At 60.9% G+C, this 12,275-nt stretch carries 9 protein-coding genes; 8 read left to right on the top strand and 1 reads right to left on the bottom strand.

Translation table 11 applies throughout. The annotated features are described in order from the left end of the window. Position 1 precedes the first annotated feature (1 nt). Complete coding sequence (locus A7D21_RS01475; RefSeq protein WP_069550953.1) at positions 2–4,594, bottom strand: DUF4329 domain-containing protein; 4,593 nt, start codon at positions 4,592–4,594, stop codon at positions 2–4. Between the two features lie 280 nt (positions 4,595–4,874). Here A7D21_RS01475 and urtA point away from each other — a divergent pair, with 280 nt between their 5' ends. From urtA to A7D21_RS01435, 8 genes are all read left to right on the top strand, one after another. Next, the gene (urtA, locus tag A7D21_RS01470; protein ID WP_053254109.1) at positions 4,875–6,140 is read left to right on the top strand and encodes an urea ABC transporter substrate-binding protein; all 1,266 of its coding nucleotides are present in this window, start codon (positions 4,875–4,877) and stop codon (positions 6,138–6,140) included. Positions 6,141–6,281: 141 nt separating this feature from the next. Then, a complete protein-coding gene (gene urtB / locus A7D21_RS01465) occupies positions 6,282–7,784 on the top strand; it encodes an urea ABC transporter permease subunit UrtB (RefSeq protein WP_053254108.1) in 1,503 nt (500 codons plus the stop codon). After that, the gene (urtC, locus tag A7D21_RS01460) at positions 7,784–8,863 is read left to right on the top strand and encodes an urea ABC transporter permease subunit UrtC (protein ID WP_053254107.1); all 1,080 of its coding nucleotides are present in this window, start codon (positions 7,784–7,786) and stop codon (positions 8,861–8,863) included. Before urtB ends, urtC begins: the two co-directional genes overlap by 1 nt. Beyond that, positions 8,860–9,720 (top strand): urea ABC transporter ATP-binding protein UrtD, encoded by an 861-nt coding sequence (gene urtD, locus A7D21_RS01455; protein ID WP_053254106.1) that lies wholly within the window; start codon positions 8,860–8,862, stop codon positions 9,718–9,720. The genes urtC and urtD overlap by 4 nt, the downstream gene beginning before the upstream one ends. A 146-nt stretch (positions 9,721–9,866) precedes the next feature. Beyond that, positions 9,867–10,565: an urea ABC transporter ATP-binding subunit UrtE gene (urtE, locus tag A7D21_RS01450; protein ID WP_069550911.1), complete on the top strand. Its 699-nt coding sequence runs from the start codon at positions 9,867–9,869 to the stop codon at positions 10,563–10,565. A gap of 42 nt (positions 10,566–10,607) precedes the next feature. Continuing rightward, a complete protein-coding gene (locus A7D21_RS01445) occupies positions 10,608–11,447 on the top strand; it encodes an urease accessory protein UreD (protein ID WP_069550910.1) in 840 nt (279 codons plus the stop codon). A 3-nt stretch (positions 11,448–11,450) separates the two neighbouring features. Then, complete coding sequence (gene ureA / locus A7D21_RS01440; protein ID WP_053254103.1) at positions 11,451–11,753, top strand: urease subunit gamma; 303 nt, start codon at positions 11,451–11,453, stop codon at positions 11,751–11,753. A gap of 9 nt (positions 11,754–11,762) precedes the next feature. Beyond that, complete coding sequence (locus A7D21_RS01435) at positions 11,763–12,275, top strand: GNAT family N-acetyltransferase (protein ID WP_053254102.1); 513 nt, start codon at positions 11,763–11,765, stop codon at positions 12,273–12,275.

Here is a 12,275-nt window from a genome sequence, read left to right as displayed (position 1 = left end):
GTCAGAGTTCGTCTTTGGTATGCACATACCAATATTCGTCGACGTGCGGTTCGGCCTGCACCTCGCTGACTTTCCACTCTTCACCCAGCACCCCCTCACGTGTCCAGAAGCTATCGGAGACCAACACGGACAGAATACCCAGTGCTCTTAACCGACTGATCCATACACTTGGGTCAGGCGCTTCACCTGGAGCAAGCAGCGTGGTTTCAGCCGCGCTGTGCACGGGCAGGTACTTGAGCAGCGCCCCACCCCGGCATGACAGGTAACACCTTGCCCCCTCGGGGGCATTGCGCTTGACCACCGCAAGATAGTCACGCAAGTCATCCTTGGCGACAAAGTTTTCCAGCAGTTTTATGTCGAGCGGCTCGCGGCTGGAGGTGGAGGCAATGGCTTTGTAGAACGACTGCACCGCTGCGATTTTGTAGGTACTCAGCACATTGCCGGGCGGCACGTCGAAGCCCGCATGATCAATCCAGAACAGCAACGCCAAGGTACTTGTACTTCCCGTGCCCTGATCCTCCACCGGGTCAATCGCGACATACCCCGCTGTTTCTCCAGGCACCAGAACCGCGCCCAGGTACTGCGTGCCCTTGAACGGCGCCACCAAGCCCTGAGCATACCGAGCGGCATCATCGGGATAAAAGAACAGCGGGCCGCAGAACGAATGAAAATGCGGGTCGTCAGCAAACGCATGAGGCGCTCTTTTCGGTAGCCAGTGCAGAGTGACCCGCTCTTTCCTGCCCCAGACTTCACTGGTGACGCGAATGGACAGCTCACCGGCACCTGCCAGGCGGCGCACATAATCACTGACGGTGAGGGAGCCTTGAAGCAAGTGCGTGCGCTCCAGGTGCGCCCTGCTCGTCCAATCGTAAAGTGACGACGTTTTGGGGAACCTGTACGTGAGTAACGCACCGTCGCTGCACAACAGATAGAGCGGCAGAACACCTCCAGTACGCGCGCTGCTGATAAAATTCAGCGCCTTGGCAATGTATTGGGGCGCTAGAAAACTGTGTGCCATTTCGTCATTGTCCGCCGCAATGGCAACATTCGAAGCGCACAGATACAAACCGTCGAGCACATAGCCCTGGGGCAACTGGCCGTTGATAAAGACCTGCTTGAAATCGGCAAGGTTGTCTCGCACCAGTGCCAACGTCGTCATGTACAGCGGCTTGCTCACCGACTTCAGCACATAACCGAACGCCACATCGGCTTGCGGCGTCCACTCGCGCTGGGCGTGACGAACGGCATCTAACGCCCGGGTGAAAATCGGGCCACCGGGCGAATCGAGGAACACCTGCCGAATATCCCCGGGGTTCGGCCGAGTTTGATGCGCCACAAAATCCCCGGTGATCTTCCTGGGCATCCCCCACAGCGAATCCCCCTCCACCACATAAAAATCACCGACCTTCGCCACCTCAGTGATAAACGCCTGCGGCGAGAGTGCGCCGCTGCGCAGTTGCTGTTCGACGCGGTTGTCGCCGTAATCACCTTTGACCAGGTTTCGCGGCGCCAGGCGCTCCTTGAGCTGCAATTGCCCATCAGAATCCGACAGCTGATAACTGAGGATCGAGCCATTAGTGCCAAACACATACTCGCGCTTGATATGAGCTTCACGGTGCAGCAGATTGGACAGCACCGCCGTCGGCAGCATGCTTTTGTAGATCGCTTTTTGGGTGGTGGACAACAGCAACGGCACCTCTTGGTCCAGCACGGACCGATAACGCGCCACAATCGAACTGCCCCCGGGATAAAGCCCCACGGCAACCGCTTGATCCGGGTAGATCCAGTGCAAAGCAAGCCCACGCGGTGGAAGCACCAGCGGCTCGGTCGCGGCGAACAACCCGTTAGCCAACCTGAGGAGCACCCCACCATAAGCACGTCCTTCTTTGCGCACCATGGCCGCAGCATGACGGGCGGCGTCGTCAGGGTTGGCGAAGGCGGGGCTTAAACGCCGCGGCATCAAGGTTTCATAGCCAGCCCAGGTAGGGCTGACCCCGCCTTTTTTATCCCAACACTGGCTGACACGTACGACGTGCAGACTGCGCTTGAGTGCCCACTCCCTGACGAAATCCAGAGGGGAGCGCTGACCCGAATTCAACTGCTCCCGGGCCTCGGTCAACACCCTGTCTGCGGCGCCGCCACTGCTCACGTCAAGCGGCGCAGGCTCGTACCGCAGCAGCGCGCCATCCAGGGTTGAAAAGTAAACTCGCGGGAGGTTCGCACCTTCCTGATTGGCGGCATAGAGGGTGGCGTAGAGCACATCCGGTGTGACAAAAAACAGCGTCAGCCATGCGTTCGACGTCGTCAGCCCGGTGGGTGACCATTGCTGCGAGCGAAACAGCCCGTGAATGGAAAACCCATCGGGCAGTTGGTAACTGCGGTCCGCATTGCGTTCAAACACACCGTTAAAATTGAACAATTTGTTCTGATCGGTGACCCCCACCACTTCGCTTGCGATGTACTGTTCCTGATCCTGATGTTTGAGGATGAAGGCAAAACAGGCCGCCTCGGGAAAGTTACGCCCATGTACTCGACCGTGGAGGTTCTGGGCCGCCTCGTCGGCACTGGCAAATACCGCACCGTAGGTGACGTAGTCGGGCGGGCCGGATCGCGGGGCGTAGGTGTAGTTGGCCGTCCAGTCGTTGTAGACCACTGAGCGCGGCCCCCACAGCGGGTTGCCCCGGATAATCTTGAAGTTCCCCGCTTCCGCCAGCCGCCAGACCCAGTTGCCGGGCTTGACCTGGCCACTTTCGAGACGCCGCTGCAGGCTGTTATTCCCGGCATTCGGGGCAATGTTGTCGAGCAGTAACTGCTCTCCCGAGGAGCGGTCAGGGGTGTACTCCAGCAAACAATTCGCGGCCCCCGACAGATACGCCACTCGCCCGGCCGCGATGATTGAATACATCTCATCGGGGCTGAACACCTGCTGGTTAATCAATGCCTCGTCGCGCGTCCAGCCGCGACGTAACACTGGCGCCGGATCGACCATGGACAGTTCGGGATGGGAGCCGTAACGCCCATGTAGCTTGTAAGGTTCGGGCGGTATCAACGGCCCTTTGTTGTCGGCGGGGAAAAACAACGTGAAGGCAAAGGGGTTGGCGGCGCTTTCCACCGGTTCGGTGACAACAAAGCGGCCGTCTTCGCCCTCAAGCACATACCCTCCATAGTAGCGGTCGCGCCTGGTGCCGACGCGTTCATGGGCATACACCACCGCATCACGTGCAGAGAGAAACGCGCGGCTCAAAGTCGCCGTATAAAACGACGTCAGCAGGTTGAAGCGGTTATCCACCCTGCCGACCGTACGCCACAGACCACCGGCCTGTACCACCGACAAATCGGTCGCTGCAATCACTCTGCGCACGTAATCACGCGGGCTCAACGTGCCCGCAAGCATGGCTGCCTGCGCGCCGTTATCGTTGACTTCACCCGCGCTTCCCATTCTGACCAGATCGCTGGTGGGCGTGGCCTCTGGCACCTTGAATGCCAGCAGTGCACCATCCGACGCTTGCATGTACAGGGACAAGCCACGAACCGGGTCCTGAATGTCCAGGGTCGCCCGCGCCTGACGCGTCGCGGCCACTATCTGCGCCGGTGTAAAGAAGGTACTGGCCAGCCATTTTTCTCGCGCTGCAACCTCGTCCGTTTCATACCAACTGCTGAAGTAAATGGCCGCCAGCCGGTACTGGGAGGGCAGCCGCAGCTTCCCATCGGGGCGTGTTGGAAAAACATTATCGGGCGAAAACACAGGCTGGCGCTTGGGCAGCGCTAACGTCGCCACGTAAGCCTCCTGACGGGTGTGCTTGAGCACAAACCCCACCTTTGGCTGTTGATCCAGTGCGTCAGTGGGCAAAAACCCACCCAGCACAGCCGCTTCCGGGGTTGAGAACACCGAGGTGAAAAAGGGCTGCTGCAGTACACCACCGCTGGTGGTCACGGGTGTGTTCATTCGCCAGCCCTTTGTCACCCGACCACGAACGCCCCCCCAAACTGCATTCGCAATCAGTACCCACAACTCTCCGACCTCGGCGAGATTCCTGACCGGCGATTCGAAATCACTGCTTGGTTCAACGGTTCCGGCCAGCAGTTTTTGGCCATAGGTTTTTTCCGCGCTCGATCCACTGCTGACATATTTGAGCAACACACTGTCCGGCCCGGAAAAATAGTGACTCTTGGCGAACGCCCGATTCCTGAAGCTGAAGAGTTGGTCTGCGGTCGAGTAAAAGTTGTTGAACAGCTGCGCCTGGTCGGCTGTAAAGCTGGGAAACATGGCCCGGATTTGTACGGCATCCGCAGGGTGGGAGTGATAGAACGCCTCAGCCACATAGCCCTCGGGGGCAATAAAGTTGCCCTCACTGTCTTTGGCCAACAGCAGCCCGTGATCGAAGACCATGCGTCTATCCGGTATGGGCTGAGTCGCGTAATAACGACTGCCGCGCTTGAGAATCACACCGCCATATTCGACATCGCGTCGTCGGCCTATCGCCTCGTGTGCCCAGCGGGCTGCGTCGTCGGCGCTGATAAACGCCGGGCTCAGGGGAGGGTGTTTCACAGGATGGCGCGTTGAATCAGCCGGTGTGGCAGGGATCGTGTCCATAAGGTTCTCGCTGGCGAAAAGGTCCAAGGCAAAACAGCGCCTTGTCTGAATCCGCATCCTGGAACAGGCCGGCGGGTGACTTGCGCTGTATATCTACCCCTTCGCCCCTTTTTGAAGCCTCCCGTGCACCCGATACCCATTGCGGCGCCAAGTTGGTGCGCAGCACTGCTCCCGTCAGCGGCCAGCCCCTGTAGATGCTCATGTTGAGTGGCGCAGGCACAGCCTTTGCAAAGTCCTGCGTATCTGCCCCACAAAAATATTGGCTTACGGAGATCGCACTATGAAGCGTCGCAGTTTGATCAAGGCTTTCACCCTGTCAGCATCGATTGCCGCCATGGGTTTGACCTGGACCGTACAGGCCGCCGAGACCATCAAGGTCGGCATCCTGCACTCGCTGTCCGGGACCATGGCAATCTCCGAAACCTCGCTTAAAGATATGGCGTTGATGACCATCGATGAGATCAACGCCAAAGGCGGTGTGAACGGCAAGATGCTCGAACCGGTGGTGGTGGACCCTGCCTCGAACTGGCCGCTGTTCGCCGAGAAAGGCCGCCAGTTGCTGACCCAGGACAAGGTCGCCGTGGTGTTCGGTTGCTGGACGTCGGTGTCGCGTAAATCGGTGTTGCCGGTGTTCGAAGAACTCAACGGTTTGCTGTTCTACCCGGTGCAGTACGAAGGCGAAGAGATGTCGCCGAACGTGTTCTATACCGGTGCAGCACCGAACCAGCAGGCGATCCCGGCAGTGGAATACCTGATGAGCGAAGAAGGAGGCGGCGCCAAGCGTTTCTTCCTGCTCGGCACCGACTACGTGTACCCGCGCACCACCAACAAAATCCTGCGTTCGTTCCTGCATTCAAAAGGCGTAGCGGATAAAGATATCGAAGAGGTCTACACCCCGTTCGGCCACGCCGATTACCAGACCATTGTTGCCAACATCAAAAAGTTCTCCGCTGGCGGCAAGACTGCGGTGATCTCAACCGTGAATGGCGACTCCAACGTGCCGTTCTACAAAGAGCTGGCCAACCAGGGCTTGAAGGCGACTGACGTACCGGTGGTGGCCTTCTCCGTCGGTGAAGAAGAGCTGCGCGGCATCGACACCAAGCCGCTGGTGGGTAACCTCGCGGCCTGGAACTACTTCGAGTCGGTGGAGAACCCGGTGAACAAGAAGTTCGTCGCCGACTGGAAGGCTTACGCCAAGGCGCACAACCTGCCAGGCGCGGATAAAGCCGTGACCAACGACCCGATGGAAGCCACCTACGTAGGCATCCACATGTGGGCGCAGGCGGTTGAGAAAGCCAAGTCCACCGACGTCGACAAGGTGCGCGAAGCCATGGCCGGCCAGACCTTCGCCGCGCCGTCGGGCTTCACCCTGACCATGGATAAAACCAACCACCACCTGCACAAGCCGGTGATGATCGGCGAGATCCAGGCGGATGGGCAGTTCTCTGTGGTGTGGCAGACCGAGAAACCGATCCGCGCCCAGCCGTGGAGCCCGTACATTCCAGGCAATGACAAGAAGCCGGATTACGCCGTGAAGAGCAACTGATCCGAGGGGTGTCGACACCAGAGTGTCGACACAAACCCTGTAGGAGCTGGCTTGCCTGCGATGCAGACGACTCGGTGTATCTGAAACACCGCGATCGCAGGCAAGCCAGCGCCCACATTTGTCCGCGTAAGGCCGACCAATATGCCCACTGCCCTTTACCGTTTCATCGTCGCGGCCTTGCTGTTGCTGCCTTTCGCAGCACAGGCAGGCGACGCCGACGACTTCCTCGCTGCCAACCCGACGCAACAAGCCAAGCTGCTCCAGGATTGGGCCGCCCAGCCCGACCCCGCGCGCATCGAACTGGTAGACGCCCTGCAACGAGGCCAGCTCACGCTCAACGGTGAAACCAAAACCGTACGCCTGAACAACCGCCTGCGCGGCCTGATCGACAACGTCCAAGCCAGCCAGCAACTGCTCGCCGCCGACCCCAAGGTGCGCTTGGCAGCCGCCAAAACCCTGCAAAAAAGCGCGCAACCTGCGCAACTCAAATTCCTCGACCAGCAGGTCGCCGCCGAAACCAACGAGGACGTGCACAGCGCCCTCAGCCTGGCGCTGGCCAACCTGCAGTTGGTCGACACCGACCCCGCCGTGCGCCTCGCCGCCGTGCGTTTGCTGGGCGGCACCGGTGACCCGCTGGCCCGTACGCGTCTTGAGGCGTTGCTCGCGCCAGGTGTCGAAACCGACGCCGCCGTGCACACCGCTGCCGAGACCAGCCTGGCGCAGGTCAAACGCAAACTGATGTTCGGCGAAATCCTCGGCCAGGCCTTCAGCGGCATGTCGCTGGGTTCGATCCTGCTGCTCGCGGCCCTGGGCCTGGCAATCACCTTCGGCCTGCTCGGCGTGATCAATATGGCCCACGGCGAGATGCTGATGCTCGGGGCGTACTCGACTTACGTGGTGCAGCTGATGATGCAGCGCTACGTGCCCGCCGCCATCGAGTTCTACCCGTTGATTGCGCTGCCAGTGGCGTTTTTTGTCACCGCTGCCATCGGCATGGTCCTGGAGCGTACGGTGATTCGCCACCTGTACGGCCGGCCGCTGGAAACCCTGCTCGCCACCTGGGGCATCAGCCTGATGCTGATTCAGTTGGTGCGCCTGGTGTTCGGTGCGCAGAACGTCGAAGTGTCCAACCCCGAATGGCTGTCCGGCGGCATTCAAGTGCTGCCCAACCTGGTGCTGCCGTACAACCGCATCGTGATCATCGCGTTCGCGCTGTGCGTGGTGGTGCTGACCTGGCTGCTGCTGAACAAGACCCGCCTGGGCCTCAACGTGCGCGCCGTCACCCAGAACCGCAACATGGCGGCCTGCTGCGGCGTACCCACCGGGCGGGTGGACATGCTCGCGTTTGGCCTGGGTTCCGGCATCGCCGGGCTGGGTGGCGTCGCGCTGAGCCAGATCGGCAACGTCGGCCCGGACCTGGGCCAGAGCTACATCATCGACTCATTCCTGGTGGTGGTGCTCGGCGGTGTCGGCCAACTGGCCGGTAGCGTCATGGCCGCCTTTGGCCTGGGCATCGCCAACAAAATTCTGGAACCGCAGATCGGCGCCGTACTCGGCAAGATCCTGATCCTCGCGCTGATCATTCTGTTTATCCAGAAACGCCCGCAAGGACTCTTCGCACTGAAAGGACGGGTGATCGACTGATGAACCAGCCATTGATGCTTACCGCCACGCAAAAGGCCGGGCCCAAAGTCACGATAGCGGTCGGCGCGGCCATCCTGATCCTGCTGCTGGCCCTGCCCGTGTGCTCGCTGCTGTCACCTGAACATCCGCTGCATGTGTCGGCCTACACCCTGACGCTGATGGGCAAGATCCTCTGCTACGCCATCGTCGCCCTGGCCCTGGACCTGGTGTGGGGTTACGCAGGAATGTTGTCCCTCGGCCACGGCCTGTTCTTTGCGCTGGGCGGTTATGCGATGGGCATGTACCTGATGCGTCAGGCGTCCGGGGACGAGTTACCGGCGTTCATGACCTTCTTATCGTGGACTGAGCTGCCCTGGTATTGGATGGGCACCGAACACTTTCTCTGGGCCCTGTGCCTGGTGGTGCTGGCGCCGGGTTTACTGGCCCTGGTGTTCGGGTTCTTCGCCTTCCGCTCGCGGATCAAGGGCGTGTATTTCTCGATCATGACCCAAGCCCTGACCTTTGCCGGGATGCTGTTGTTTTTCCGCAACGAGACCGGCTTTGGCGGCAACAACGGCTTTACCAATTTTCGCAGCATCCTGGGCTTCGGCATCACCGAGCCCGGCACGCGGGCGGTGTTGTTTTTTGCCACGGTGCTGTTGCTGGTCGCCAGCTTGTACACCGGCTGGCGCCTGGCGCAGAGCAAGTTCGGCCGTGTACTGACGGCATTGCGCGACGCCGAAAACCGCCTGATGTTTTGCGGTTACGACCCGCGCGGTTTCAAGTTGTTTGTGTGGGTGTTGAGCGCCGTGCTGTGTGGCTTGGCGGGGGCGTTGTATGTGCCGCAAGTGGGCATCATCAACCCCAGCGAAATGTCGCCGACCAACTCCATCGAAGCCGCTGTGTGGGTGGCCTTGGGTGGGCGCGGCACCTTGATCGGGCCGCTGCTCGGCGCCGGTGTGGTGAACGGCATGAAGAGCTGGTTCACCGTGGCGTTTCCGGAATACTGGCTGTTCTTTCTCGGGGCCCTGTTCATCATCGTCACCCTGTATTTGCCCAAGGGTGTCATCGGCCTGTTGAAGAAACGGGGTGAACAATGAGAGTCACTGCGACGGCGGAATTTATGCTCGAACCTATTCTTGAGCCGAACAAAGATGCGGGCAGCAGCCGCGATGCGATCGGCATCGGCCAGGCCGCAGGCAAGGGCCTCAACACCCGCCACGGCACCCTCCTGACCCTGGAAGACATCAGTGTCAGCTTCGACGGTTTCAAGGCGCTCAATGACCTGAACCTGTACATCGGCGTCGGCGAACTGCGCTGCATCATCGGCCCCAACGGCGCAGGCAAAACCACGCTGATGGACGTGATCACCGGCAAGACCCGTCCCAGCCACGGCAAGGCCTGGTTCGGCGAAACCCTCGATTTGACCAGCATGAGCGAAGTGCAGATCGCCCAGGCCGGTATCGGCCGCAAGTTCCAGAAACCCACGGTGTTCGAAGCCCTGAGCGTGTTCGAAAACCTGGAGCTGGCGCAGAAAACCGACAAGTCCGTGTGGGCCAGCCTACGCGCACGCCTGAGCGGCGAGCAGAAAGACCGTATCGATGAAGTGCTCGAGACCATCCGCCTGACGGCGTCGGTACAGCGCCCGGCCGGGCTGCTGTCCCACGGCCAGAAGCAATTCCTGGAAATCGGCATGTTGTTGATGCAAGACCCGCAGTTGTTGCTGCTGGACGAACCCGTAGCGGGCATGACCGACGCCGAAACCGAGTTCACCGCCGAACTGTTCAAGCGCCTGGCGGGCAAGCACTCGCTGATGGTGGTGGAGCACGACATGGGCTTCGTCGGCTCGATTGCCGACCACGTGACGGTGTTGCACCAGGGCAGCGTGCTGGCCGAGGGGTCGCTGGAACAGGTGCAGGAAAATGAGCGGGTGATCGAGGTTTACCTCGGTCGCTGACGCTGACGTGAACAGCTTTATGTGGGCGCTGGCTTGCCTGCGCTACAGGCGACTCGGTCTCCCCGTGGGACCACGGTGATGCCATCGCAGGCAAGCCGGCGCCCACATTGATCCGGTTCCCACAGGGAATTGAGGAGAACTCCAGAATGCTGCAAGTCGACAAGTTGCACCAGTACTACGGCGGTAGCCACATCCTGCGCGGGCTGTCCTTCGACGTGAACGTCGGCGAGGTCACCTGCCTGCTCGGCCGTAACGGCGTGGGCAAGACCACCCTGCTCAAATGCCTGATGGGTTTGCTGCCCGCCAAAGAAGGCGCGGTGAACTGGGAAGGCAAGGCCATTACCGGGCTCAAGCCGCACCAGCGCGTGCACGCGGGCATCGCCTACGTGCCGCAGGGCCGGGAGATTTTCGGCCGCCTGACCGTGGAAGAAAACCTGTTGATGGGCCTCTCTCGGTTTCCCGGTGCCGAGGCCAAAGCAGTCCCGGAGTTTATCTACGAACTGTTCCCGGTCTTGCTGCAAATGAAGCACCGCCGTGGCGGTGATTTGTCCGGCGGCCAGCAGCAACAGTTGGCAATCGGCCGCGCCCTGGCCAGCCGCCCGCGCCTGTTGATTCTCGACGAGCCCACCGAGGGCATTCAGCCGTCCGTGATCAAGGAAATCGGCATGGTGATCAAAAAGCTCGCCGCCCGTGGCGATATGGCGATCCTGTTGGTGGAGCAGTTCTACGACTTCGCCGCCGAGCTGGCCGACCAGTACCTGGTGATGTCCCGTGGCGAAATCGTGCAGCAAGGCCGTGGAGAAAATATGGAAAGTGAGGGTGTGCGTGGCCTGGTTTCTATATAAGTAAGAATCTAATCTTTAGCGTCCGAAGATAAGCCCAAAGCCATGAACCTGCCCGTTACCCCCGCCCTGTTCACCCCCAGCTGGCATGCCGAGCTGGAACTCGGCTACGCGCGTTTCGGCGACACCACGCGCCCGGTGATGCGCCGCCACCTTGGCCCGCTGCGCGTGCAAAAACACCTGTACGCCGAAGGCCCCGAGGTGTGCCAACACATCATCGTGCACCCGCCCGGCGGGATTGCCGGCGGTGATCGCCTGGACATCCGCGCCCATGTCGGCGCCAATGCCTGGGCGCAATTGACCAGCCCCGGCGCAGCCAAGTGGTACCGCGCCAATGGCCCGGCCTTTCAACAGCTTGAACTGACGGTAGAAGCCGGCGCCACCCTGGAATGGCTGCCCCAGGAAACCATCGTGTTCAGCGCCGCCCAGGCGGAACTCACTACGCGCGTAGCGCTGCAAGGCGACGCCCGGCTGTTTTATTGGGACGTGGTCGCCCTCGGCCGCCCCGCCAGCGGCGAGCGTTTTGACCTCGGCCACTTTCAATCGCACCTGGATATTCGCCGCGACGGCCAGTTGCTCTGGCACGAGCGCCAGCGCATTGTGGGCGCCGACGGTTTACTCGACTCCCCCATCGGGCTGGACGGCCAGCCGGTGTTTGCCACGCTGTTGCTCACCGGTGATATCGAGCCCGAATTATTGGAAACCTGCCGCGCCTTGCCCCATACGGTGCGCGGCGACCTGACCCAACTGCCCGGCTTGCTGGTGGCCCGCTGCCTGGCCAGTGAAGCGCTGCTGGCGCGGGCCTGGCTGATTGATTTATGGCGGCTGTTGCGCCCGGCGGTGCTGGGCCGTGAAGCCGTTTTACCGCGAATCTGGAGCACCTGAAGCATGGATTTAACCCCACGGGAAAAAGACAAACTGCTGATCTTCACCGCCGGCCTCGTGGCCGAACGCCGCCTGGCGCGGGGCGTGAAGCTCAACTACCCGGAAACCATCGCCTATATTTCCGCCGCGCTGATGGAAGGTGCCCGCGATGGGCGCACCGTCGCCGAACTGATGCACTACGGCACGACCCTGCTCAGCCGCGAGCAGGTGATGGAGGGCATCCCGGAAATGATCCCCGATATCCAGGTGGAAGCCACCTTCCCCGACGGTACCAAACTGGTGACCGTTCACCAGCCCATCCCGTGAGGCGCGGCCATGATTCGTGATGCAACCTGGCAAGACCTGCCGGCGATTCGTGACATCTACAACGACGCGGTACTCAACACCACGGCGATCTGGAACGAACAACCGGTCGACCTGGCTAACCGCCAGGCCTGGTTCAGTGCGCGCCAGGCCCAGGCCTATCCGATTCTGGTGGCGGTGGAAAACGATGAAGTCATCGGCTACGCGTCGTTCGGCGACTGGCGCCCTTTTGAAGGCTTTCGCTACAGCGTCGAACACTCGGTGTATGTGCGCAACGACCAACGTGGCAAAGGCCTCGGCCCGCACTTGATGCAAGCACTGATCGAGCGTGCCCGCAGCGGTGGCAAACACGTGATGGTCGCGGCCATCGAAAGCGGCAACCAGGCGTCCATCCGTCTGCATGCGCGCCTGGGTTTCATCAGCACCGGGCAGATGCCGCAAGTGGGCATCAAGTTCGGCCGCTGGCTGGACCTGACTTTTATGCAACTGACATTGAACCCGGACGCCGAACCGCCCAAGGAGTGA

Source organism: Pseudomonas sp. AP19 (genome assembly GCF_001728855.1).
Classification (GTDB): domain Bacteria; phylum Pseudomonadota; class Gammaproteobacteria; order Pseudomonadales; family Pseudomonadaceae; genus Aquipseudomonas; species Aquipseudomonas fluorescens.
This window is presented reverse-complemented; position numbering and strand designations above follow the sequence as displayed.

Excerpts from the sequence above, each read along its gene's own strand:
- urtB (WP_053254108.1), top strand. The coding sequence starts at position 6,282 with ATGCCCACTGCCCTTTACCGTTTCATCGTCGCGGCCTTGCTGTTGCTG.
- urtE (WP_069550911.1), top strand. The coding sequence starts at position 9,867 with ATGCTGCAAGTCGACAAGTTGCACCAGTACTACGGCGGTAGCCACATC.
- urtA (WP_053254109.1), top strand. The coding sequence starts at position 4,875 with ATGAAGCGTCGCAGTTTGATCAAGGCTTTCACCCTGTCAGCATCGATT.
- A7D21_RS01435 (WP_053254102.1), top strand. The coding sequence starts at position 11,763 with ATGATTCGTGATGCAACCTGGCAAGACCTGCCGGCGATTCGTGACATC.
- ureA (WP_053254103.1), top strand. The coding sequence starts at position 11,451 with ATGGATTTAACCCCACGGGAAAAAGACAAACTGCTGATCTTCACCGCC.
- A7D21_RS01445 (WP_069550910.1), top strand. The coding sequence starts at position 10,608 with ATGAACCTGCCCGTTACCCCCGCCCTGTTCACCCCCAGCTGGCATGCC.
- urtC (WP_053254107.1), top strand. The coding sequence starts at position 7,784 with ATGAACCAGCCATTGATGCTTACCGCCACGCAAAAGGCCGGGCCCAAA.
- A7D21_RS01475 (WP_069550953.1), bottom strand. The coding sequence starts at position 4,594 with ATGGACACGATCCCTGCCACACCGGCTGATTCAACGCGCCATCCTGTG.
- urtD (WP_053254106.1), top strand. The coding sequence starts at position 8,860 with ATGAGAGTCACTGCGACGGCGGAATTTATGCTCGAACCTATTCTTGAG.